The following is a 24,213-nucleotide window of genomic DNA, read 5'->3' on the forward strand; positions in this document are numbered from 1 at the left end:
TAGAAGAGGTGATGGTCTTGAAAAGTGTAAATAAACGAGGAATTATTGCAGAGAAGAATCGACTACTAAATGGGAAAAAGCTTGAGCGCTCTAAGGAAAAACTTTATACGTATGATGAAATCGAGTATGCGGCAAACATCCTTAACGCAGACGAATTGCTGATAAAGAAAATGTGCAAACAATTTGATGTACAACAGAAAAGACAAAGCTAGAACTTCTTACTAAGCTCTAGCTTTGTCTTTTCTTTTATTTATGCGACCGTACGTGTTAATGTATGTTTGCTCATCTTCAGTAATAATCGGTAAATCAAAATCTGGTCGATTTAAGGATTGATTGGAGTTGAAAAGTTTACGTACATTCGCACGACCTTTTGCTTTTTGTTCAGCTGAAAGTTTCATTGCATCTCCTCCTTGTCAAACTAGTATACAATACTTCTAATTTTTTGTCATAAAAATCATTCATCGTAAAGCTTTACTGTGTAAGTATAATCATAGGTAGATCTCGCGGAGTTAGCTAGTCCCTTGAAAAAATGGTTGTCATGCTGATCTAAATCTTTTAGTGGAGCTGAGACTACGATGTACAAAGAGGGCGACTCTGTATCAACCAATGAGCGAACGTATACAAGAAGTTGATTTTTATAGCCTTTTCTATAATCATACTCATCATTTTTGACATCAACAACATGACCTGATTCAGCTATTTCGCGTTTGTTTTTAAGTTCAATACGAACATCTCGATTTGTTAGAAACTTCTTCTTCGAGTTAAAGACTGCATGAGACATCTCAATTTTAGCTTCCTCGTAAACTTCTTCAATAGCGTGAGAAAAAACATCATGTAGATACTCTTCAAAGTCTTGAGACAGCGCGGCTTTGTTTGTTTCCACTTTAAAAGAGTGTTCACTGTTAAATTGCGCTAAATATTTTATCGCACCTGCAGAGATGGTCACATTTTTAAACGTATTTCCCTTTGTAATCATACCTTCAAACGTAAAAGAACCAATAGAAAATTTTTGTGCTCTTAATAAAGCGATTGGTATAAGGATAAAAAAGCCGATGATAACAAGCTGATAAAATGAATGCTCAAGCAAGGCTTGATTTAATGAAGATGATAAGAATCTATCTAGAAAACGTGGGAAATCAATCAGTTTTTCACCACTTAATTCCGGGAAAAATGGGGAATTTCCTTTGAAGATCAGTCGGAAAATAAAGAAGGCAAGATTTAACATAGATAAAACAATTAAGAACAACAGTGCAAACTTATTCTTCATAGAAATACTCCTAAAGTTATTCGTTATTAACTTGTAGAATGTTAACTAGAACTAAAAGGTAGTTGAGAAAAAATGAATGTAGAGGAATTGGTAAGGTTTTGTTTTGTAAGCACACTAATTAGAGGAAGAACTATTATTTTGACTCTACCACAATGTAAACCAATATGACAGACTTTAATTAAAACTTTCAGAAAAGTGTTTACTTACCATTCAATATTCGGTAGGATAGATTTGAAAGTAGTTGAGAGAACTTTCGGAAATTAAATAAGCTTAGGTAAGAAATGAATGATAATGCTGTTAATTATCCGCTAAATTAAAAAAACTTTTAAAAGAGGTTGATGAAAGTGGGGGTGCGTTATTCGGAAAAAGCTACATGTTCAGGAAGTAAATCGCGTAAACGTCTTAAATCTAATTCGGACAGAAGGGCCTTTGTCTAAAGCGGATATTGCCCAGCGCGTGCAGGTGAGTCAGACAACCGTTGCGACGATTCTAGCAAAATTGAGAGGCGAGGGTTACATTCGCGAGGAGGGAATTGGCGATTCAACAGGCGGGCGAAAACCGGTTTTGTTTCGGTTTAATCCTGATAAGGCCTCCATTTTTGCCGTTTCGCTGCGCAATGCATCCATTCAAATTGGGTTATTAAACTTAGCTGGTGAGCAGGAAGAAAAGCGTGATTATTCTGTCGGTAATGTGAAAGGGATGGCGTACATCAATCATTTCCTTGATGTGCTCGGGTCGTTCGTTGAGCCGGTCGTAAGAAATCAAACAAACCTCGTTGGCATTTCGATTGTTTGTCCGGGCGTGGTTGATGCGAAGAGCGGAACGATTCTTTATAATGCAAAGCTTGATTTATATGATATTGAATTAAAGCAGCTGGTTGAGGAAGCGTTTGGTGTACAAGTCTATGTTGAAAACGATTTAAATGCATTGGTCATCGCGGAAAAACAGTTTGGGGATGCATCGTATCAAGACATGCTCTATCTTTCAATCGATGAAGGGGTTGGCGCTGGAATCGCTGTAAATGATCATATTTTTCGAGGCTATGGTGGGAGCGCTGGCGAAATTGGCCATATGACCGTGGTGCCGGGTGGCGTCAACTGTTCTTGCGGCAATCAAGGATGCTTAGAAAATTATGTGAGCTGGCCAGCTATTTATGCGCGAGTTCTATCAGGCTGGTTTACGCAGCGAGAGGGTGAGCGCATTGTTCAAAAGGCAGGCGGGAAACCCGAAAGCATTCTACCTGTCCATTTTGTTGAAGCTGCCTGCGAGGGCGATCCGTTCACGCTACGAATTGTTGAGGAAATGGCTGAGTATCTTGCGGTAGCCATTACAAATGTGCTTCATTTCATGAATCCGCAAACCGTTATTTTAAACGGGGCGCATGTTCTAAATAATCAACCACTACTAGGTTCTTTAGATGAAAAAATTAAGCAACGAGCGATGAAGATTGTCTTGAAGGGTTTTAAACTCAAACAAACAGCGCTCGGCAGTGACATGAATCTCTTAGGTGCTTTGGCCGTTATGCTTCAAGATGAACTGCAGGTAGGGCGGTATAATGTCTTTTTACAGCAGGGAAAATAGCGAGGAGGCGAGTGGATGAAAAGGTGGGTCAAGTGGATGAGCCTGTCTTTTATCGTGTTGGGAGCAGCTGGCTGTAGCAATGAGGACGAGGGGTCAGCTGGAAAGTCAATCAGTCTTGCATTATGGGATGAAAACGCAAGTGAAGCGGTAGATGGAGGAATTGCGGCTTTTAAAGAAAAGCATCCGGATGTGGAGGTCAATGTGACCTATAGTCCGTTTTCTCAATATTGGACAACGCTGCGAACAAGCATCGGTGGCGGCGCAGGTCCAGATCTTTTTTGGATGAATGCTGTTAATTTCTATCAATATGCGGAACCCGGCTTAATCAAAAACCTGGAGCCGTTTCTTGAGTCAGATCCAGATTTCGAAAAAAGTGATTATTACGAATCAATGATCGAGTTGTACAGTTTTGAAGATGATCTTTACGGAGCTCCTTATTTCGTTGATGCAATCGGTCTCTATTACAACAAAGAAATCTTTGATCAAGCTGGCGTCGCTTATCCCGATGAAACGTGGACTTGGGCAGATATTGAGCGTGTTGGTGAAGAGCTTACGAATCCGGAAGAGGGCATCTATGGCTATTTGGCTCCAGTCGTGCACAATCAGTCGGGCTATTACAATTATATCCATCAAGCGGGTGGAGAAATTGTGAGTGAGGACCAGCTGCGTTCGGGCTTTCATACAGATGCCGCGAAAGAAGCGTTTAGCTTTATCGAGCGACTGATTGACAAAGGCATCTCTCCTGGAATCAAATCGCAAATTCAAAATGATAACAATCAATTGTTTATGTCAAATCAACTGGCGATGATGCCAGCGATCTCGGTCATGGGTGTGACTTATTACGAGGAGCTTGGAGATAAAGTCGATGTTGCTCCCCTACCTAGTCACAAAGAGGAAGCGTCGATTTTGCACGGAATTAGCTGGGCGATGAATCAGGAAGTGGATGATCCAGACCTTGCTTGGGAATTAATGAAAGAGCTTACAAGTGCCCAGGGGAACGAGATCATTGCGGAGACTGGATTTTCAACACCAGCTGCCCGTTCGGCAGCGGATCTATGGTTGGACTCATTGCCGGGTATGAACCTGCAAGTCTTTATTGATGCACAGGAATTTGGGGCAGCATACCCGCTTTCACGCAACACAGCGGAGTGGCAACGGATGGAAACAACGGAAATTCAAGGTGCCTTTCTCTCTGGTGAACCGATTGAGGATGTACTTGATCGCGTTGGAGCTGAAATGGAGCGAATCTTGAGTCAAGGACAGGACGAACAATAAGGGGGATGGGAATGAATCAGACGTCAGTATCTGTTAAAACCGCTCCAACTTTTAAGAAGAAAAAGTCAAAAGATGTTTGGTGGGCCTTATTGTTTGTGGGACCAACAGTAATAGGGCTATTCACGTTTTATATTGGACCAGCGATTGCTTCTTTCGCCCTGTCGTTTACACATTGGGATGGGCTTACGTCCCCTCGCTTTGCCGGGTTGGAAAATCTGAAAGCATTGTTTACGAGTCCTGTTTTCTTAAGGTCTCTGCTCAATACCCTTGTTTTTATGATCGTCGCCGTTCCCGCTTCTGTCGCACTGGCCACGCTAATTGCCGTTTTATTAAATCAACGGATTAAAGGCATGATTGTGTACCGAGCGCTTTATTTTCTACCAGTGGTGACGATGCCAATTGCCGTCGGAATGGTTTGGAAATGGTTGTACAACACGGAGTATGGCTTGTTTAACTACTTGCTTGGCGCGGTCGGACTGCCCCAACCAGAATGGTTATTTAATCCTTCGATTGCCTTGATCTCAGTCATTGCTGTCTATGTGTGGATGACGATTGGCAATAACGTCATTTTAATTTTGGCAGGTCTTCAGAATGTGGACACGGGCTATTATGAAGCTGCGCAAATCGACGGGGCTTCGAAGGTAAGGCAATTTTTTTCGATAACCTTACCGCTGATCACGCCGACGCTGTTCTTTGTAATCGTGACAGCGATGATCAGTTCGCTGCAGGTCTTTGACTTATTATTTGTAATGATTGGTGATACGGCTGCTTTAGTTGGTCCGTTGCGGACGATTGTCTATGGCGTCTATGAGTCTGGCTTCATGTTTTCACAGATGGGTTATGCATCAGCCCAAGCATTTGTATTGTTTCTCCTAATTTTAGTCATTACCATCATTCAATTTATCGGGCAGAAAAAGTGGGTGCATTATGATAACTAGTTTAAAAGAGGGGGAGGCGGCATGAAAAAAACGTGGGTTCATTTCTTACTAATAGTCGGGGCGGTCATCATGATTATTCCGTTTTTTTGGATGGTCTCGACATCGTTTAAAACCTATCTAGAGTCGATGCAAATTCCGCCTTCTGTTTTCCCGGAACAGCTGAACTTGGCAAACTATGCGAATGTGTTTGAGAGCGCGAACTTCATGACCTATTATGCAAACACGATTTTTGTAACGGTGATGCGTACGGCTGCTCAGCTGTTTCTTTGCTCGATGGCTGCGTATGCCTTTGCCCGACTAGAATTTCCGTTTAAAAATACATTGTTCATCTTGATTCTTTCGGTTTTAATGGTGCCAATTCAGGTTATTTTAATTCCTAACTACGCGTTGCTGTCGCAGTTTGGCTGGATTGACACATTTTATGCCTTAATTGTCCCTGGAATTTTCAGCGCATTTGGGGTCTTTCTGTTAAGACAGTTTTTTATGGGCATTCCAAAAGAACTGGATGAGGCGGCGATCATTGATGGCTGCTCGAAGTGGGGCGTCTATTGGCGCATCATCCTGCCAAACGCCAAGCCTGCCCTTGTTGCACTCGGAATTTTTACGGTGCTGGCTTCGTGGAATGATTTTATGTGGCCACTCGTCATGACAAATTCAGCCGATATGCGCGTGCTTTCAGTCGGCATTGCCAATTTCGAAGGGCAGTATACGACCGATTATCCCCTGCTAATGGCGGCGGCGTTACTGTCGACAATTCCGATGTTAATTTTATTTCTTTTCTTACAAAAGCATTTAATAGCAGGAATTGCCCTAGGTGGAGTGCGAAGATAGTCTAGTAGATTGAAATTATATGAAGGAGATGTTGCTATGTTACGCGTAATGGTTGTTGGATTAGGTACGATGGGTGGCGTCCACGCTGCGAGTTTTGCGGCAATGGACGATGCGGAACTAAGCGCTGTTGTTGATGTTAGAGAGGAACGGGCAAATAAGGCGCATGAAAAATATGGTGCACAGGCGTTCACTTCCTTTGAGCAAGCCGTGGAGGAGCTAGGTTCTGAGCTTGACGTAATTTCGATTTGTTTGCCGACCGATCTCCATCCTGAATACGTGAAAAAAGCGGCAGATTTAAATGTTGCGATCATTTGCGAAAAACCGCTCGCGCGCACATTAAAAGCGGCAGAAGAGATGATTGCTTACTGTGAACAAAAAGAAGTGAGTCTTTACGTAGGCCACGTTGTCCGCTTTTTTCCAGAGTATCAGAAAGCGAAGCAGGCGATTGATGAAGGAGCGATTGGCACGGTCGGTGTTGTCCGAACGACAAGAGGTGGTTCTTACCCAGTCGCGACGGAAGATTGGTATGCGAATACGGATCGAAGCGGCGGGCTCGTGCTTGATCTAATGGTTCATGACTTCGACTTCTTACGCTGGTGCTTCGGCGACGCGGAACGAGTCTATGCGAAAAATATGGCTGGTGTGTCCGGCGTGAACGAGCAGCGTAAAGATTATGCGCTCGTTACGATTCGCTTTAAAAACGGCGTCATTGCTCATCTCGAAGGAACTTGGGCCCATGAAGGCTTCCGCACATCGTTTGAAATTGCTGGGCGTGACGGCATTATTCAGTACGATAGCCAGAAAAACCAGGCGCTTGTCGCTGAAAAAGCGAGTACGGACGGCAAGCCGGGCGTGGCGGTACCGGAAAGCCCGCTTAAACATTCGCCGTATGCTTTGGAGTTAGCGCACTTTATTGACTGTATAAAAAATGGTGCAGAGCCAATCGTCACGGCAGATGATGCTTATAAAGCAGTGGAAATGGCGATGGCCGCCCTGCAATCAGCCGAAGAAAACAGACCAGTAGCGATCGAGTCACAGACCGTTGAATTATAATTTGAAGGAGGAGAAGACGATGAGAGTAGGAATCATTAGCTTTGCCCATGGTCATGCCCATGCGTATGCATCGAGCTTAGTCACGATTGATGGAGTTGAAATAGTTGGAATTGCCGATGAAGAGGAAAAACGAGGAAACGAAGCAGCTGCGCAATACAAAACGACGTACTATCAATCTTATCAAGCTCTGCTTGACCAAGGACTAGATGCGGTTGTGATCACGTCTGAAAACGCCCGTCATAAAGAACATGCGATTGCCGCGGCGCGCGCAGGTGCAGCGGTGCTCTGTGAAAAACCACTTGCCCATACGGTAGCCGATGCAGAGGAAATCATTGCTGCTTGTGAAGCAGCTGGTGTGCTCCTGCAAACGGCTTTCCCAGTGCGCTTTAACGAAGCGATTAAACGAGCTAAAGCGCGGATTGACGATGGCGAGTTTGGCGAAATCATCGCTGTCAAAGGAACGAACAGAGGCAAGAACCCGGGTGGCTGGTTTAATGATAAACAGCTTGCGGGCGGAGGCGCCGTGATTGACCATACCGTTCATGTTGTAGACATCATGCGCTGGGTGTTGAAAGAAGAAGTGCAGGATGTCTATGCGGAAATTGATCAGCACTTTTCAGCAAAAGACATTGATGATGCAGGCATTTTATCATTCACGTTTGAGAATGGAGTATTTGCGACGTTGGACTGTAGCTGGTCCCGCAACGCCAATTTTCCAACATGGGGCGACGTGACGCTCGAATTCATCGGTACAAAAGGGACGTTAAAAGTCGATGCGCAAGCCCAGAAGCTTGATTTATTCCACAGCGGTGGGCTCAACTATCATTTCTGGGGCGACAATATGGATGACAGCCTCGTTCGTGACTTTATTGAGAGCGTCCGAGAGAAGCAGGCACCTTCCGTAACCGGAACCGATGGCCTGCGCGCGTTAGAAGTAGCGATCGGCGCCTATGCTTCAGCAGCAAAAGGCGAAGTCATTGCCTTGCGCGGTGATCGGAAAGAACGGGTGTCCCCATGAAAAAAGGAATCAATCAATGGTGTTATCCAGCAGGCGCACCGCTCGAAGACGTGCTGAAGTGGACAAGTGAAGCAGGCTTTTCTGCGATTGAATTAAATCTAGGAAAACCGGGCGATGTCGGGCTGACGCTCGAGACATCAAGAGAAGACGCACAGGAAATCGGCAGACAGATCAAAGAAGCCGGTCTAGAGATTGATAGTCTCTCAACCGCCCTACTGTGGGAAACGCCCCTATCAGCTGCTGATCCAGATGTACAGAACGAGGGCAAGCAAGTTGTCCGTAAGATGCTTGAGCTGGCGCACGAATTAGACGCAAGCACCGTTCTTGTTGTCCCTGGAATTGTCACGGCGGACGTTTCCTACGAACAATGCTACGAAAGAAGCAAAGCGGCTTTAATAGAGCTTGCCTCATACGCCGAACAGCTAGACGTTACGATCGGAGTGGAGAACGTCTGGAACCGCTTCCTACTCTCGCCGCTCGAAATGAAGGCATACATTGATGAGATTGGTTCGGCGCAAGTCGGAGCCTACTTCGATGTCGGGAACGTCCTGCAGTTCGGCTTCCCTGAACAGTGGATTGCGCTATTAGGAGAACGAATCTTAAAAGTGCATGTCAAAGACTTTAAAACAAGCGTAGGAAACATTACCGGATTTACGAATCTCTTAGCCGGTGACGTGAACTGGCAAAGCGTGATCAGCGCGCTTGATAAGATTGGTTACTCAGGTGAGCTGACGGCAGAACTAACGCCATATGCTCATGATCCTGCGGCGCTGGCCTATGATACGGCGAGGCAGATGGATGTATTGCTTGGCTTGAAGACGGCGGTTGAGAATTAATTTTTTGAAGTTAGGAGGCGCCCCTTAGCTGCTTTGGCAGTAGGGGTGTTTGTTGTTTGTTGCGCTTCGGCTTTTAATTTTTATTTTAAATAAAAACATACGTTTGCATTAACTCTGGAGGAATTGAGTATTTGATACCATGAAAAGGGATCCAACAGCATTTATTCTATTTTGTTCAGTTTATAATCAAAAATCAATGTATAAATATCGTTTTCAATAAATTTATCTAACAATCTAACGTTTTTAAAAACATTAACAGATTCTAAATATTTATTCTCTAAATTAAAGTCTTCAACAATCTTTTTATCCTCCTCTGAAAGCTTATTTATTACTTGTTGGAATTGATTTTTAATAACAATCTTCAACTCACTTGTTGTTAATGCAGTGAATTTTATTTTAGAATCTATTCTTGAATATATAGGTAACCCTAATTTTTCTGCAACCTGTTTCTCGTTTTGAAAATTAGTTGTAAGGATAAAAATGGTGTTAGATACATCTATATGGTAATTAATGTCCTCGAATTCCCCTTCATCAAACATTTGATAAAAAACATTGTAAAGGCCTGGATTCACTTTATCGAATTCATCAATCAATATAATGTTTGATTCCCTTGCCAATAGATCTCTTGCTAGTGATGGTTTACCATGTTCATCTCCAAAAATGTATTTATATGCTTCTTCTGTTTGCATCATAGAGAATTGTATTCTTGTTAATTTCCCTTTATAAAATTCACTAATTTTCTTGGCTAATTCAGTTTTACCTACTCCAGAAGGCCCATAAAACATTAATACTGCTGGAGAGTTTGCTCCTAAACTAGCTTTCTTGTAGAGACTGACACAAGTCTTCTTTTTAGCGTCAATCTGTCCTATAACTGTCTCATCTAATAGGTTATTATAGAGAGCTAAAATATCGCATGATTTCGGGTTAAAATAATCTGAATATTTCTCTTCAATAAGGTCATCAAACTCAACTCTTACTGAATACTCAACCCTTTTAGGAGGGTTTTGAATATATAAATTTTCAATATTGTGACCTAATATAACAATATTTGTAAAGTTCGTAATGACGTGACTTGTAACAGAAGCGAAATCATCTGCGTAAATGATTGCATTTTTAATAGGGTTTTTATCAAACTCTCCAACATCTCTTGATGCGGAGGTATCGTTTGCTCGAACAGTAACGTTATATTGTCTGATGAGTTCCATAAAGGGTGTGTAATCATCATCTTCAATACCCTCCGTATAAAGAAGATCCCTGAAGTCTTTTTTAGCTCCTTTAAATAAAACAACTCTATCCATCTATTTCACTCCTGCCAAAAGTACATCATATACAGGTATTTTCTTTTCATTTTCTTTATCTGGAACTTTAGTATTTTGTTTATTACCAAATCCCTGAAACTGTAATTCAGTTTTTTCTTCGTTAATTTCAAATTCTGTTTCAAATTTAAGATCAGCTATTGTTGTTTCCCCTACATGAATGGAATAAAGTGTAAGATTCATTTTTCTTAAATCTTGAATCCGATAATTATTTTTAAAAGATTCAATATTAAACCTGTAAACTCTTTTATCAGTCTTATTTTCTCCTACAAGGTCAAAATAACCCTTTGAATTTCTAATAACAGAATTCATTTTTGATATTGTCATCGTAATGTCACTAGTATCATCAATTTGGTGATTTCCTTCCATCATTTCTGTTATTGGAGCTATCATGGCATAGTATGTCATTGAATCATTTTCAATAGAAAGTTTATAGTTATCTGAAATATCTATTAGAGGATTTTTCTTTCTGAACTCCACTGTATCAAGAAAATCATAGAGTAATGAATTCTCGAGAATTGTTTTCGCTATCCTCTCCCCCTGAAAAGAACCATTAGTACCAAGTCCCGCATGAAATGTACCTGAAGCTCCAATTGCCTTTTCAAATAATAGTTTCATAGCACCTTGTTTTCCTACTTCAGTAGTTACTTCTGAATTACCTTTTACCGTACCACCTGCATTAGTTATCAGTTCTACTGTTTTCTTAAAGCTTCCTTTCTTTTCTATTTGAAGTAAATCCATGGCAGAAGTTTCATCAAAATATACAACTTTCTTTAAAGATCTAGCCATTATAGTCTCCTTTAGTTAGGTAAATTAGGTTTTATATTTCAAACTGATTTGATTTATTCCTTACTCTGCTTTTAGTTAAAAGGGAAGACTGCTACAGCTTATCATAGAAAACCTTAAACTAATTATAAAGGAATTATGTTCTAAAAACGACAATTGTTAAGAATTCACGATATCTTAGAACTAAACTGATTAGAGTTTTAGTATGTAGTGGTAATGAAATTATTTTTAGAAGGTATAATTTTAAATTATATTGTTAATTAATGTGAGAAAGGCAGATTAATTTGAGACGCATGACATGCTTTGAAGTTAACAAAGGTGGTCGTACAGAGCTTCATCTTTGTGGGGGACAAGTTTATTAAAGATACCCTCACTTACTAGATTCAAGGCATGCAGACCATGACCTTGCATATACTAATAAAAATAATTATTGTAAGCGCTTTCTATTATAGTTCGTTACCAACTCAATCGGGGGAGGTTCTGTGATGAAACGTCTGTTAGTGTCTGCAAGTGTAGCGATGTTCCTATTATCTGGCTGTCAATGGATTCCGGAATCTAGCAGCTCAAAGCCAGTGGTTACGCTGTGGTATTGGAATCGTAGTTTAAGTGACGATGTGATCCAGAAAGCGAGAGATGCTTTTCCGGATGTGGAGATTGTCGCCCAGAAGATTGGCGGCGGTGAGTACAAAACGAAGCTGCACACGGCTTTAATTGCTGGTCGTGGCCCCGACATCGTAGCAATGAATGATTGGGCCTACGAGTATGTGGCGTATACTGAAGAGTTTGTTAATTTTCTTGATTATGGAGCGGGAGAGGTAGAGGATGAATACCTCGATTGGAAATGGCAGGCTGTGCAAGATCCCGATACGGGCGCATTAATTGCCTTGCCAATTGATACGGGACCGACTGCACTTTATTACCGCGCGGATCTGTTTGCCGAGGCCGGCTTGCCGACGGAGCCAGATGAGGTGCATGAGCTCTTGCAGACGTGGGAGGACTATATTGAAGCGGGCAAAACGTTAAAGGAAAAAACCGGTGTGTATATGTTTGAGTCAATCACAAAACCGTACTTGCAAATCATTTCCCAGCAAGCCGACAAATATTTCGCGGAGGACGGTACGTACATTGGCGACGGCGAAGCGATTCAATATGCCTGGGATACATCGGTTCAGATTCATGAAGCGGGTTTATCTGCTCGTTTATCGGAGGGGCAGGAAGTGAATGCGGCGTTAAACGGCGGTGATGTTGCTTCAAGAGTTGGCGCGGTTTGGGAGTCGCAAATTTTGCAAGATGCCGCTCCGGATACAGCGGGCAAGTGGCGTGTAACTAGAGCGCCGGGTGGAGATGGCAATAACGGTGGATCGTTTATTAGCGTGTTAAACAGTTCTGAGCATAAGGACGAAGCGGTGGAGATTACAAAGTGGCTCGTCTCACCAGAGGCACAGCTCGATCACTACTTAGATGTCAACTTGTTTCCTTCAGCGATTGCAACGCTCGAATCCGAGACGTTACGTGAACCCGATCCGTTTTATCAAGACCAGGTTGTTGCTGATGTGTTTGTGGAGTCGGCGCAAAACATTCCGCCTACTTTTTATGGGGAGTTTTACAGCACCATCAACAGCATCTTTAATGATGAGATGATGCTGATTGATCGCACGAATAAAAATCCTGATCAGGCGTGGCAAGATGCACAAAAGCAGGCAGAGCGTGAACTGTCACGACTTGTTCCCGAAGGAGGAGAGCAGTGATGAAGCAGCAACCACAGTCTGAAGTCGAATTCCAGCCGTCGCATGTAAAAAAGTCGGTCTGGCAGGAAATGTGGAAGAAGCGGACGCTTTACTTGTTTATCTCTCCTTTCTTTATTCTCTTTGCGGTGTTCGGGATTTTTCCAATTGTTTATTCGCTTTATCTGTCGTTCCATAGCTGGACGGGGCTTGGCGAGATGACCTTTGTTGGCCTCTCGCAATTTCAGTATTTGCTTGGCGATTCGGGTTTTTGGCAAGCGGTTGGCAATACGTTTGCGATTTGGTTTCTTTCAAGTATCCCGATGCTTTTCTTTGCCCTCGTCATTGCGTTTCTATTAAATTTACCGTCACTTAAAGGCAGAAGTGCCTATCAAACGATGTTTTTTGTAACGAATGTGACGTCAATCGTTGCTGTGGCGATTATCTTTGAAACGATCTTCAGCAATCAATACGGCTTAATGAATTATTTGTTCTCGCTCATCGGTATTGCACCGCTTGAGTGGATGAATTCGAGCTTCTTGATTAAAGTCGTCATTGCCTCAATGGTCGTCTGGCGCTTTGTAGGCTACAACGCGATCATTTATTTAGCTGGCTTGCAGAGCATTCCGAAAACGCTTTATGAAGCGGCTATTATTGACGGAGCAACGCGGGCACAAATCTTTTTTCGGATTACCGTTCCGCTACTGCGGCCGATTATTTTGTTTACGGTCATTATGACGACGATTGGTTCGATGCAAATTTTTACCGAACCGCAAATCTTGCTCGGCAATTCCGGTGGTGTTGGCGGGAGCGGGATGACGATGACGCTTTATATGTACAATGAAGGCTTTTTAAACAGCCAGTTTGGTTATGCTTCAGCGGTTTCGTGGGCGATGTTTGTCATTATTGCTGTGTTTTCCCTCATTAACTGGAAGTTAGTTCAAAAAGCATAAGGAGGAGATTTGATGTCATCGGATACGTTGTTTACAAAGCTAATGACCCATTTTGTTTTGCTTATTGGCGTAATCATTTCGGTTTTTCCGTTTTATTGGCTCATCGTCATGGCGACAAATACAACGAGTGATATTCTCCGCTTTCCTCCGAAGCTGACTTTCGGCAGTGAGCTGTTTGCGAATGTCACGAATGTGCTTGGATCAATTGATTTTTATCAGGCGTTTTTCAATACGCTTTTCGTTTCATCGGTCAATGTCATTGGTGTGTTGTTCTTCTGTTCACTGGCAGGTTTTACGTTTGCCAAATTTACGTTTCCGGGAAAAAACCTGCTGTTTGCGGCGCTGTTGCTGACGATGATGATCCCGTCGCAAATGAGCTTTGTTCCGTCTTTCCTGCTGATTGCTGAGTTTGGCTGGGTTGACTCGTACAAGGCGCTCATCATTCCTGGGCTTGCAAGCGCATTTGGGATCTTCTGGATTCGTCAATTTTGCCAAGATGCGGTTCCTGATGAGCTGCTTGAAGCAGGCAGGCTTGATGGGTGCAATACCTTCCGTCTTTACTGGAATGTCGCGCTGCCTTCCTTACGACCAGCGCTGACGTTTCTTGGCATCTTCACCTTTATTGGCGTCTGGAATGATTATCTATGGCCGCTCGTAACGATTAATTCACCGAATCGCTATACGCTACAAGTGATGCTCGCTCAGTTAAACGGCGTCTACGATACGGATTACGCGATTATTATGACGGGAACGCTGATGGCAACCATCCCGCTAATCATCTTGTTTGTCATCTTCAGCAAGCAGTTCATTGCCGGGGTTGCGGAGGGTGCGGTGAAGGAGTAGAGCGATTGATCAGACGAAAAAAAGCGAAGACGGCAGTTTACATGCCGCTTCGCTTTTTGAGTTATCCTTTTACCGCCCCTGAGGTCAGTGCCCCTACAATGTATTTCTGAAGGAGCAGGAAAAGAATGATGACCGGAACAATCGACATAATGCTTCCTGCGGCTAAGTAGTGAGTTGTAATTTGAGCCTGTGTTGATTGCAAGTTTACAACACCAACTGAGACAGGGTATAGTGCGGCATCGTCAATTAAAATAAAGGGAATGACGAACTGGGACCAGCTCTGAACAGACACGAGAATAACAACGGAAATGATCCCGGGTCGTGCTACTGGGATTAAAATTTTGGTTAGTAGCTGCCACTTTGTACAGCCGTCTATAATCGCTGCTTCGTCCATTTGTTCAGGTAGTGTGTCAAAATAGTTTTTCATAAACCAGGTAGCAAGTGGAAGAACGACCGCAACGTAGATTGCGAGTATGATCAAGAAATTATTGAGCAAATCCCAGCTTGCAAACAGTCGATACAGCGGAATGGCTATAACGACGGCCGAGATCATTTGCGTCATCAAGACGACAAGAAGGAATCCGCTTTTTCCACGCATTTTAAAGCGGGACAGCGCAAATGCGGCTGGTAGAGCGATAACTAGCGTGAAGATGACGGTTAAAATGACTAACCGAAATGAATTCCACAAATAGGTCAGAACAGGCGTAGTCTGGAGAACCTGCCAGTAGTTTTCAAACTGCCAGCTCGGCAGGATGGAAGGTGGGACTGCAAATAATTCTGTTTGTGTTTTTAAGGAGATGGAACCGACCCAGAACAATGGAAATAAGAATACGACAATGATAAAGAAATAAGCAGCATAAAGTCCTGCTTTAAGCAATCGGTCTTTGTTTTGTGGCGTCATGCTTCATCACCTCGTTTTCCTAAGACTCGTAAATAAATGAGCGTCATACCAATGTTGATGGTTAAGAGAACAACAGATGTCGCTGCACCTACGCCTAAATTAAATTCCTGGAAAATCGACGTGTAGATGCTTAAGGCAATCACTTCCGTACTATTACCCGGACCACCTTGAGTAAGTGCCATCACCATGTCAAACGTGTTGAACGTATCAATGGAAATGATGATCAGATTAACAAGAACGATGGGCGCGATTGCAGGGATGATGACATTTTTCAAACGTTGAAACGGACCTGCGCCGTCAATCTTAGCCGCTTCCAACACATCTTTAGAAACCGTTTGCAAACCTGCGTACATTAAAATCATGCTAAACGCGGTTCCACGCCAGACGTTTGCGAGCGTAACGGATAGCAGCGCCATCGTTGGATCAGATAAGAAGGTGATCGGTCCGAGACCAACGGTTGATAAGAAGTAGTTTAAAATTCCTGCTTGAGTCTCCGTATAGAGCATTTCAAAAATGATCCCGATCACAACACCGGGAATGGCCCAAGCAACAAGGACTGATGTTCGCACGATAACCGTGCCACGTAATTTCAATTCTTCACCACGAACAATGAGCAAGGCGACAATGAAACCGAAAAGCAGCTGTAAAGTAACGCTGAAAAAAACAAAGAATCCTGTTGTACCGAGCATCGAGAAAAATCCTGGTAGCGTGAATAAACGAATATAGGATTCAAGTGTGTACTCAAATTCAGGGTCAACTAAGCTCATATCGGTAAAGCTCATACGAACGATTTCAATGACGGGGTAGAGAAAAATCGCCGCTAGTAACAGCGTAAGGGGAATGAGCCACGGATATGGCGAATCAGAAAACCGTCGCTTCATGTTCGACTTAGTTGATAGAGGCTTTTCTGTTTCAAGCTTCATTCAATTCCCTCCAATCCAAACGTGACAATTTCCCATGCATCTTCAAGAGCTTCTTCTGGTGTTTTACTGCCAGAAACGACTTGAGAGATCGCTGTTTGTAGTTGAACCGAAATGGTGTTATACGACAACTCAGGCGGTCTTGGTCGCCCTTCTTCTTCTAAGATTTCGACAAATTCATCAATAAAAGGGATCGGCTCATACTCTGATGATTCGTATACTGATGAGCGAACAGGCATTGATCCATCACGGGTTGTAAATCGAGCCATTCCTGATTCGCCGACATACGTTCGCTGTAAGAAATCAAATGCGGCTTGTTGTTTTTCAGGATCATTGGTAAAGATACCAAAGGCCCAACCACCAACGGTTGTCGTTTGCTCACCACCATCAAGCATTGGCAGAGAAGCGACATCCCAGTATTGAAAATCATCGCCTAAAATATCTTGGAACGTATTAATTTGCCAACTTCCTGGATAAAGCATTTTTACTAAACCAGTTGAGATTTCGGCATTGCCGTCATTCTCCGCTCCGTTTGTAGACATCCGTTTGGAAATGGCACCACGCTCTACACCCTCATGAATCGCAGTGAAGACGTCGAGCATCTTCTCGCGGTTTGCCTCATTATAAAATGCGGGATTGCCTTCGTCGTCAATCAGCTCACCACCAAGCCCCCAGTACAATGGCCATAAACTCGTTACCGATGTTCCTTCACCAACTCCAAGCGGAAGCGTTAATCCTTCATACCCTTGCTCAACAAGGTCTTCAGAAATAGCCATTGCTTCTTCCCAGTTTGTTGGTGGTTCAGGTACAAAGCGAGTGTCGTAAAAAATATAGCGAATATCGGTGCTTAAATAAAGCCCGTAGACATGACCGTCATCTCCAATCATGACGTCTTGAGCAAAAGGAAGAAAGTCCTCAATGTCCATATCAAACTCTGCCATTAATTCGTCTAAGGGCTGTAAGTGTTCTTCAAATCGTTCAATCGCATACCCATCGATTAAGGCAAAATCAGGAGCCTGCCCTCGGGTAGCTTGTTCTTGTAAGCGCGCCATGGCTTCATCAATATTTGACGTATGAATACTATGTTGCATGGTGAAACCGTATTCATTTTCAACGTCGCTAATATTGTCTTGCACATAAGCACTCATTTCTTCGTCAGGAGCGTCAGGAGAAGAATCTGACCCGGTAACCCACGTCAGTGTGTTTTCGTCTGAAGCTGTGGAACAACCACTAAAGAGCAGAACGATGCTGCCTGCTAGCAAGTACCCATATTTCTTCTGGAACACGTGAACTCCTCCTTCATTTTGTAATTTATTTCCTGTGAGCAGCGTAACTTATCGCAATGGTACCGATTACATGAACTGATGTCAAATAAAATCATATTTTCTCATTTATTAGATAAAAATGTCGAAAAAAGCGATGAAGGGTATGAAGTTAGCAAGAAATCAACTAAACAACCGTTGAAAAAAATAAAAAACCCGTATTAAACGGGTTTTAAACTGAACTTACACAAACAGCGGCACAAGCTTTCCTTTATTCACATCAACTAACCCGTGATCGGTAATCTTTAAAGCTGGACTAACGGGAAGGGAAAGGGTGGAAACCGACATAATTGGGTTGTAATGCTGATAGCCTAAGTCGTTCATTGCTTGTACAAGCTGTTTGACGTCTTGTCCAACTTCTGCAAGCGGCGCTTCGGAAAGGATACCGCCGACAGGAAGGGCTAGGAAAGCTTTCACGTCTTCGTTTTCAACAACGCAGAATCCGCCATTGGACTCAATCACTTGATTAGCTGCTTTGACCATATCTGCTACATTTGTCCCGATCACAAGGAGGTTATGATTATCATGAGAATACGTTGTTGCGATGGCGCCGCTCGTGATGATGTCGCCAGAAATGAGCCCATGAGCGCGGTTGCCGGTTTGCTTGTGGCGTTCGAATGTGGCAATAAGACGGCAGTCAGAACCTTGCCAGTTTAGTTCGCCTTCAATACTTGGGAGCGTGACGTGTGTTTCTTTCGTAAAGGTTGAGCCATCGGCAACGTTCATGACGCGAACGGTTTGCGCTTGCTCGGTTTGAATAATAAAGTCTTCTGCTTTTAAGAGCGGCAGGTGAACGCTCTTGTAAAAGTGTGCTGGAAATTGGTCAGGTCGTACTTGTTGCACGTAATCCGTCTCTCGCTCAAACACAGAGACACCATTTTTATAAACAGCATGGAAGGTGAACGACTGATCTTCCTCAATGATAGAGAAGTCAGCGATCTTTCCGACGGTGATTGCCCCCCGGTCACTCATGTTCATTCGTTTTGCTGGAGTAGCGGTACAAGCATAAATGACGTCTTCATAGCGCATGCCAGCGGCAACGGCTTTTTTCGCTAAGATGTTTAAGTGTCCTTTTTCGAGCAAGACGTCGGTCATAATGTCATCGGTGATAAAGCAAAAATGCTCGCTGACGTCGTTTTGAATTAAGAACTGCATGACCTCATCCGTCATTGATTTCTCTTGAATTTGCACGAACATCCCAGCTTCAATTCGAGCGCGTAGCCCATCTACCGTCTGGTGTGTATGGTCAGAGCCAATGCCTGCTAGCATGATTTGATCGAGATCCAGACCGGTTAATTTCGGAACATGGCCCTCTATCGGCGTATTCGGGTACTTCTCGCGGAAGTGGGTCAGGATTTGATTAGTTTTCGAATTTGGATCATGAAGGACATCGACATAATTCATAATCTCACCAAGGCACTGAATTTGTTCAGTCGCCATCAGCTCATCGATTTCTTTAATGCCAATTTCGCCACCCGTCGTTTCAAGCGAAGTGGCTGGAACGGAGCTTGGAATCGCGTACATCATATCAACGGTGCAAAAGTCACTCGCAGACATCATTGCTCGGACGCCCTCAATTCCGAAAACATTCGCCATCTCATGAGGTTCTGGCACAATGGTCGTAACGCCATTTTGTAAGAGGGCATAGGAAAACGTTTCTGGCGTGACCATCGAGCTTTCAATATGAAGATGAATGTCGATTAAGCCAGGGATTAGTTGCTTTCCAGCCGCATCAATCGTTTCTTTTGCCGTTATCTTTGCTAATTCTTCTTTTGTACCAATTCCAACAAAGCGTCCTTCATTAATAGCTACATCGACCGCACGAAACTGCTTTGTGTAGGTATTATAAACGTGGGCATTTGTAATAAGCGTTTCAACCTGCATATGAATCCTCCTTACTGAACCACGACAATTTTGTCTTCTGGAAACAAGAGCGTTACAGCTGTTCCAATTGCCAAGGGTTGAGCAATTGTCGCATTAACCGTAAATGTCCCAAGCGTCGTTTCAACCGTACATTGGTAGCTGCGACCGAGGAATGTGCAAATCTTAATCGTGCCTGACACATGATTCGGGCGCTCTGCTTGACCGGTTTCTAGCAATAGCTGTAAATCATCTGGACGAATCGCGCCTGTCATTCCCGCTTCACTGTTTTCATGTTTTGTAACTTGAAAGGTGTGGCTACCTGCCGTCATTAGCAGATGGTCACCTTGATCTTGGCGATCTGAGAAAGCGATGAAGTTTTTAAACCCGATAAATTCTGCCACAAAGCGTGTTTTCGGATAGCGGTAAATGTGCGCTGGTGTGTGCAGCTGCTCAATCACGCCGTTATTCATAATGGCCACCTGATCGGAGATTGAGAAGCATTCTTCTTGATCGTGTGAGACGTAAACCGTCGTGATGCCCAGTTCCTGCTGGATCCGGCGAATCTCGACGCGCATGCTTTCACGCAAGTTGGCGTCTAGGTTACTAAGCGGTTCGTCAAATAATAGTAAATCTGGTTCAATGATTAATGCCCGGGCAATCGCCACACGCTGGCGTTGACCTCCAGATAATTCTTTCGGGTAGCGGTTTTCAAACCCGATTAAATTTACAACCTCAAGCACTTGCTTGACGCGTTTTTCAATGTCTGTCTTTGATTTTTTTCGTAGCTTTAAACCAAATGCGATGTTGTCATAGACCGATAAGTGCGGGAAAAGCGCGTAATTTTGAAAGACGAAGCCAAAGTTCCGTTTCGATACCGGTACTTTCGTGTAATCTTGTCCATCAAACGTAAAGCGTCCTTCCTTAGCATCAATAAAGCCAGCAATGAGGCGGAGAGTGGTTGTTTTCCCGCAGCCACTCGGTCCGAGCAAGGAGATAAGTTGGCCTTTTTCGATATTGAGCTGAAAATCTTTTAAGATATCTTGCTTTTGATAAGCGACTGTTACTTGATCTAAAGATAATAAAGTCATTGGTCGATCCTCCATTGTTCGTACTTAGCGTTTTGTAAAGTGTGATAAGCCGACAAGTCGTTCAATCACGAACATAAACAAGGCGGTGAAAATCATCAGCAGCACGGAAATCGCCGCCACCGTTGGATCAAAGTAATGTTCAACATACGTTAGCATTTGAATCGGTAATGTACTGATTCCCGGTCCAGTTAAGAAGACAGAGATATCAACGTTATTAAATGACTCAAGAAACGCAATTAGTACACCAGCGATGATGCCTGATTTGATATTAGGAATAATCACTCGGAAAAAGGCTCCAACGCGACTTGATCCTAAGTTCATAGCCGCTTCTTCAATCGAGAAGTCAAAGTTGGCCATGCTCGACGCAATGACGCGGATAATAAAGGGAAGCATGATAATCGTATGACCGACAAATAAGGCAGCCTCAAGCGGCAGGCTATAGCTGACGATTAAATAGCGTAAAAACGTAAAGCCAAGCACCGTTCCTGGAATTAAAATCGGTGAAACAAAGAGGGCATTTAGCACGCCTTTTCCACGAAAGTCAAAGCGGCTTAGCGCATAGGCAGCAGGGATACCAAGCAACAGGGCACAGAGGTTCCCAAGTAAGCTAACGACCATCGAAAGCTTAAATGTATCCATGAAGGCGGAAACGCTAAAAATATTACGGTACCATTCAAGCGAGAACCCTGTTGGTGGGAACTGCAGCACGCTTGTTGGTTCAAACGAAGCGACAAAAATAATCGCTAATGGCCCGAGTAAGAATAGGAATATGGCAAACGTTGTAATCCCTAATGCGAGATTCTTGGATTGATTCATCTTAAGACCCTCCTGGATTCAACATCGTTGCGATTTTTTGGAATATGCCGGTGACAACAAACGTCAGTACAATCATGATCGTGGCAATCATCGCTGCCGTATTCCAGTCATTTAGTGTAATCGCATTTTGGTAAAGAAAGGTTGAAATCACACGTTGTTGACCACCAAGTAAAGCCGGTGTGGTATATGCCGTAAAGCTGCCGACAAATACAAGCGTGCTTCCAATTAATAAACCTGGCATACAGAGAGGAAACATTACTTTTAAGAAAGCTGTTGTTTTTGATGCTCCGAGGCTCTCTGCCGCGCGAATATAGTCAGAATCAATATTTTCCATCACGCCAACAAGGGTGACGATCATGAGCGGTAGGAACAAATGAACAAGACCAATTGCAACAGCCACTGGTGTGTAGAGAATCGTTAATGGTTCCTGAATGATGCCGATGGATAATAGGAGATCATTCAACAGACCGTTTCTTCCTAAAATAATCATCCAGCTAAACGAGCGGACAATTGGACTGACGAGTAAAGGAAAGATCGCCAGCATGAGCAAAAGCGCTTTTTTCGAGCCGTTGATTTTGGAAATGTAGTAGGCAACGGGGAACGCAAGCACGATGCAGAAAAAGGTCGTTGTTAAGGCGACAAACAGCGTTGTTGTTAAAATATCAAGAAAATACGCATCCGTTAAAAAGTTCATGTATCCAGCAATCGTAAAGCTGCCATCCTCAAGAAAGGTTGAAGAAATGGTCAGCACGAGTGGGATGATCATAAAGATTGATAAAAAAAGCAAGCCTGGAAGAAGCAAGAAATAACGTCCAGATCGTTTCAATACAGCCACCTCATTGCAACACAGGTCAGCGCGACCCGTGTTGGATTGTTGTTAGGAAATAAGATAAAAATGCGTCTGTCTCGAGCGTGAGTGCGACGTGAACATTGGGTTCTTCACCCAACCGGTTTTGCACGTCACAAATCGTTTGACCATCGCATAAACGGCTCGTTGTCTCAACGTCTGTGTGAAGCAAGGACGTTTCACACAGCTCTGGTCGAATCGCATAGGCAACGGCAAGTGGATCATGTAAAGCGCATGCTGCTATACCATTGCGCATCTCGTAGCGCGTCATATAATGCGCCGTGCATTCTTGAATAAACGCTTTTACAGGGGAGTCCCCTAATGAGTCGATATGTTCTTTATAAAGCAGCGCTTTGCGCGTCACGTCCAGTCCGATTTGCGTTAAGGACTCGAAGCCCGCTTGCAGAACGATCCGAGCAGCTTCGGGGTCAACAAACATGTTGTACTCAGCGGTCGGTGTAATGTTGCCGTAAGTGAAGGCTGCTCCACCCATATAGACGACGTTCTGAATGAGTCGTGGGAGCTCAGGGCATTTCTGTAACGCTAAGGCAAGATTTGTTAACGGACCAGTCATGACAAGGGTGAGCTCACCTGGGAAGCGCGAAGCTTGCGAAATAATAAAGTCTGGCGCGAATCCTGGTGTCGGAAGCATCGCAGGTTCACTATCTGCTAATGCGCCGCCGAGACCGTTTTCTCCGTGAACCGCTTTTTCAAAATGAGGCGCCCGGAGAAGAGGGGAGGCTGCTCCTTGTACAACGGGCGCGCGGACATCCGTTAATGCCAAAACGTTTAGCGTGTTTGTGGTTGCTTGCTTAAGTGAAACATTTCCATTCACCGTCGTAATACCTACTAACTCGGTGCTCGAATCGTTTGCCGCAAGGAGGATGCCAAGCGCGTCATCAATGCCTGTATCAACATCGAGCAGAAGCTTCTGTTTCATTAAAAGGACCTCCTTAATTAGCGATTTCGCGGTTCCAGCGGTCAATCCACTGAGCAGACTGTTCATTAACAAACTGCATATCAAGCAGCTTTAAGTCATTGATTGTTTCCTCGCCATACGTAATACCTTCCGCTTCTTCAGCAGATAACTCAACCGTCTGGTTTACAGGAGAATCAATCTTTGCCTTTGCTGATGCTTCCTGAACTTCTGCACTGAGATGCCAGTTAATGAACGCTTCTGCTAGTTCCTGATTGTCGCTGCCTTCAACGACATTAACGGTGTTTAATACGGCATAAGCACCTTCTTCTGGCGTCACAAACTGTGTGTTCGGTACGGCTGCGATTAAATCATTTAAGTACATTTCCATAAATGGACCAGCAACAATTTCTCCTTGAGAAAACATGTTAACGAAATCAGATGTGCGGTCGTATTCTTTGACCACATTGCTTTTGAGTGCTGTTAATTCAGCAAATGCGGCATCTTCGTTAAAGCTTTCTTCGCCAGCAACGGTGGATGCAGCGTCTAAAAACATCGGACCTGTTGTCGCTGTAATGTTTGGCAAAGTAATGTTATTAGCAAGGGACTCATCCCATAAATCAGCCCAGCTTGCAATATCTGCATCAACTTCATCAGGATTATAAGCAATGCCGAATTGACCAACAGTATAAGCAGGTCCGTACTCTTCTCCGAGGGGAGCTTGTGCTAACTCATACAGGTCATCAATGTTCGGGATGTTGCTACGATCAATTGGTGCAAATAAGCCTTCATCGATGCCTTGTTGGGCATAATAGTCTGATAAGTAGATGACATCAATGTTAGCCGTTCCTTGACGGATGCGGTTTAAGCGTTCTGCATTGTTGCCGATGTCGACGACAATATTGACGTTGTGTTCTTCTTCGAATGGAGCGTAGACTTCTTCATTAAAGAAATCTTCAGCAAACCCCCATGTTGAGACAACAAGATCCGTTGGTGCATCTTCGCCGTTGCTTCCTGATTGTCCGCATGCACTAAGTGCCGCAACGCTTGCTGATAACAATGTGATCGTAGCTAGTTTTTTCATTTCCTATTCCTCCAATTGTTTAGAAAGTAAAAAAG

The 24,213-nt window shown here is 43.6% G+C and carries 24 protein-coding genes; 11 read left to right on the top strand and 13 right to left on the bottom strand.

Going from position 1 to position 24,213, the window contains the following annotated elements; all coding sequences use genetic code 11:
* Positions 1-17 precede the first annotated feature (17 nt).
* Positions 18-212 (top strand): hypothetical protein, encoded by a 195-nt coding sequence (locus tag JOC54_RS01560; RefSeq protein WP_204463923.1) that lies wholly within the window; start codon positions 18-20, stop codon positions 210-212.
* 9 nt (positions 213-221) lie between these two features.
* On the opposite strand, the gene JOC54_RS01565 is transcribed toward JOC54_RS01560, so the two are convergent.
* Positions 222-398 (bottom strand): hypothetical protein, encoded by a 177-nt coding sequence (locus JOC54_RS01565; RefSeq protein ID WP_204463925.1) that lies wholly within the window; start codon positions 396-398, stop codon positions 222-224.
* Between the two features lie 56 nt (positions 399-454).
* The gene (locus JOC54_RS01570; RefSeq protein ID WP_204463927.1) at positions 455-1,267 is read right to left on the bottom strand and encodes a hypothetical protein; all 813 of its coding nucleotides are present in this window, start codon (positions 1,265-1,267) and stop codon (positions 455-457) included.
* 357 nt (positions 1,268-1,624) lie between these two features.
* Here JOC54_RS01570 and JOC54_RS01575 point away from each other — a divergent pair, with 357 nt between their 5' ends.
* From JOC54_RS01575 to JOC54_RS01605, 7 genes are read left to right on the top strand one after another with little or no spacing between them, the layout of a single operon-like run.
* A complete protein-coding gene (locus tag JOC54_RS01575) occupies positions 1,625-2,848 on the top strand; it encodes an ROK family transcriptional regulator (protein ID WP_367617759.1) in 1,224 nt (407 codons plus the stop codon).
* Positions 2,849-2,863: 15 nt separating this feature from the next.
* On the top strand, positions 2,864-4,123 hold the full coding sequence (locus JOC54_RS01580) for an ABC transporter substrate-binding protein (protein WP_204463929.1): 1,260 nt from the start codon (positions 2,864-2,866) through the stop codon (positions 4,121-4,123).
* An 11-nt stretch (positions 4,124-4,134) separates the two neighbouring features.
* On the top strand, positions 4,135-5,061 hold the full coding sequence (locus tag JOC54_RS01585; RefSeq protein WP_239586526.1) for a carbohydrate ABC transporter permease: 927 nt from the start codon (positions 4,135-4,137) through the stop codon (positions 5,059-5,061).
* Positions 5,062-5,082: 21 nt separating this feature from the next.
* Positions 5,083-5,892, top strand: a complete 810-nt coding sequence (locus tag JOC54_RS01590; RefSeq protein WP_204463931.1) for a carbohydrate ABC transporter permease — start codon at positions 5,083-5,085, stop codon at positions 5,890-5,892.
* A gap of 36 nt (positions 5,893-5,928) precedes the next feature.
* On the top strand, positions 5,929-6,945 hold the full coding sequence (locus JOC54_RS01595) for a Gfo/Idh/MocA family protein (RefSeq protein WP_204463932.1): 1,017 nt from the start codon (positions 5,929-5,931) through the stop codon (positions 6,943-6,945).
* A gap of 19 nt (positions 6,946-6,964) precedes the next feature.
* Positions 6,965-7,963 carry a Gfo/Idh/MocA family protein gene (locus JOC54_RS01600; RefSeq protein ID WP_204463933.1) on the top strand — a complete coding sequence of 333 codons (999 nt, stop codon included), beginning with the start codon at positions 6,965-6,967 and terminating at the stop codon, positions 7,961-7,963.
* On the top strand, positions 7,960-8,799 hold the full coding sequence (locus JOC54_RS01605) for a sugar phosphate isomerase/epimerase family protein (protein ID WP_204463934.1): 840 nt from the start codon (positions 7,960-7,962) through the stop codon (positions 8,797-8,799). Before JOC54_RS01600 ends, JOC54_RS01605 begins: the two co-directional genes overlap by 4 nt.
* A gap of 161 nt (positions 8,800-8,960) precedes the next feature.
* Here JOC54_RS01605 and JOC54_RS01610 read toward each other — a convergent pair whose 3' ends face one another.
* The gene (locus JOC54_RS01610) at positions 8,961-10,097 is read right to left on the bottom strand and encodes an AAA family ATPase (RefSeq protein WP_239586527.1); all 1,137 of its coding nucleotides are present in this window, start codon (positions 10,095-10,097) and stop codon (positions 8,961-8,963) included.
* Positions 10,098-10,904, bottom strand: a complete 807-nt coding sequence (locus tag JOC54_RS01615; RefSeq protein ID WP_204463935.1) for a DUF6414 family protein — start codon at positions 10,902-10,904, stop codon at positions 10,098-10,100. It abuts the gene before it with no gap.
* A 482-nt stretch (positions 10,905-11,386) separates the two neighbouring features.
* Between JOC54_RS01615 and JOC54_RS01620 the strand changes: the two genes are divergently transcribed.
* Genes JOC54_RS01620 through JOC54_RS01630 form a run of 3 tightly spaced genes read left to right on the top strand, consistent with a single transcriptional unit; the run spans position 11,387 to position 14,421 of the window.
* Positions 11,387-12,649, top strand: a complete 1,263-nt coding sequence (locus tag JOC54_RS01620) for an ABC transporter substrate-binding protein (protein WP_204463936.1) — start codon at positions 11,387-11,389, stop codon at positions 12,647-12,649.
* Positions 12,649-13,578 carry a carbohydrate ABC transporter permease gene (locus JOC54_RS01625; protein WP_204463938.1) on the top strand — a complete coding sequence of 310 codons (930 nt, stop codon included), beginning with the start codon at positions 12,649-12,651 and terminating at the stop codon, positions 13,576-13,578. The genes JOC54_RS01620 and JOC54_RS01625 overlap by 1 nt, the downstream gene beginning before the upstream one ends.
* 12 nt (positions 13,579-13,590) lie before the next feature.
* Positions 13,591-14,421, top strand: a complete 831-nt coding sequence (locus tag JOC54_RS01630) for a carbohydrate ABC transporter permease (protein ID WP_204463946.1) — start codon at positions 13,591-13,593, stop codon at positions 14,419-14,421.
* Between the two features lie 61 nt (positions 14,422-14,482).
* Here JOC54_RS01630 and JOC54_RS01635 read toward each other — a convergent pair whose 3' ends face one another.
* The 9 genes from JOC54_RS01635 to JOC54_RS01675 form a co-directional block, all read right to left on the bottom strand.
* A complete protein-coding gene (locus tag JOC54_RS01635) occupies positions 14,483-15,322 on the bottom strand; it encodes a carbohydrate ABC transporter permease (protein ID WP_054792428.1) in 840 nt (279 codons plus the stop codon).
* Entirely contained in the window at positions 15,319-16,245 is a 927-nt protein-coding gene (locus tag JOC54_RS01640) for a carbohydrate ABC transporter permease (protein ID WP_204463948.1), read from the bottom strand. Before JOC54_RS01640 ends, JOC54_RS01635 begins: the two co-directional genes overlap by 4 nt.
* A complete protein-coding gene (locus JOC54_RS01645; RefSeq protein ID WP_204463950.1) occupies positions 16,242-17,528 on the bottom strand; it encodes an extracellular solute-binding protein in 1,287 nt (428 codons plus the stop codon). The genes JOC54_RS01640 and JOC54_RS01645 overlap by 4 nt, the downstream gene beginning before the upstream one ends.
* Positions 17,529-17,747: 219 nt before the next feature.
* The gene (locus JOC54_RS01650) at positions 17,748-19,448 is read right to left on the bottom strand and encodes an adenine deaminase C-terminal domain-containing protein (protein ID WP_204463952.1); all 1,701 of its coding nucleotides are present in this window, start codon (positions 19,446-19,448) and stop codon (positions 17,748-17,750) included.
* A gap of 11 nt (positions 19,449-19,459) precedes the next feature.
* Positions 19,460-20,515 (bottom strand): ABC transporter ATP-binding protein, encoded by a 1,056-nt coding sequence (locus tag JOC54_RS01655; RefSeq protein ID WP_204463953.1) that lies wholly within the window; start codon positions 20,513-20,515, stop codon positions 19,460-19,462.
* Between the two features lie 24 nt (positions 20,516-20,539).
* Complete coding sequence (locus tag JOC54_RS01660) at positions 20,540-21,331, bottom strand: ABC transporter permease (protein WP_035417506.1); 792 nt, start codon at positions 21,329-21,331, stop codon at positions 20,540-20,542.
* A 1-nt stretch (position 21,332) separates the two neighbouring features.
* On the bottom strand, positions 21,333-22,157 hold the full coding sequence (locus tag JOC54_RS01665) for an ABC transporter permease (RefSeq protein ID WP_204463955.1): 825 nt from the start codon (positions 22,155-22,157) through the stop codon (positions 21,333-21,335).
* A 25-nt stretch (positions 22,158-22,182) separates the two neighbouring features.
* Positions 22,183-23,118: a nucleoside hydrolase gene (locus JOC54_RS01670; RefSeq protein WP_204463957.1), complete on the bottom strand. Its 936-nt coding sequence runs from the start codon at positions 23,116-23,118 to the stop codon at positions 22,183-22,185.
* 13 nt (positions 23,119-23,131) lie between these two features.
* The gene (locus JOC54_RS01675; protein ID WP_204463960.1) at positions 23,132-24,178 is read right to left on the bottom strand and encodes an ABC transporter substrate-binding protein; all 1,047 of its coding nucleotides are present in this window, start codon (positions 24,176-24,178) and stop codon (positions 23,132-23,134) included.
* Between the last annotated feature and the right edge of the window lie 35 nt (positions 24,179-24,213).

This window comes from Shouchella xiaoxiensis, from assembly GCF_016907895.1.
In the GTDB taxonomy this organism is placed as follows: domain Bacteria; phylum Bacillota; class Bacilli; order Bacillales; family Bacillaceae_D; genus Shouchella; species Shouchella xiaoxiensis.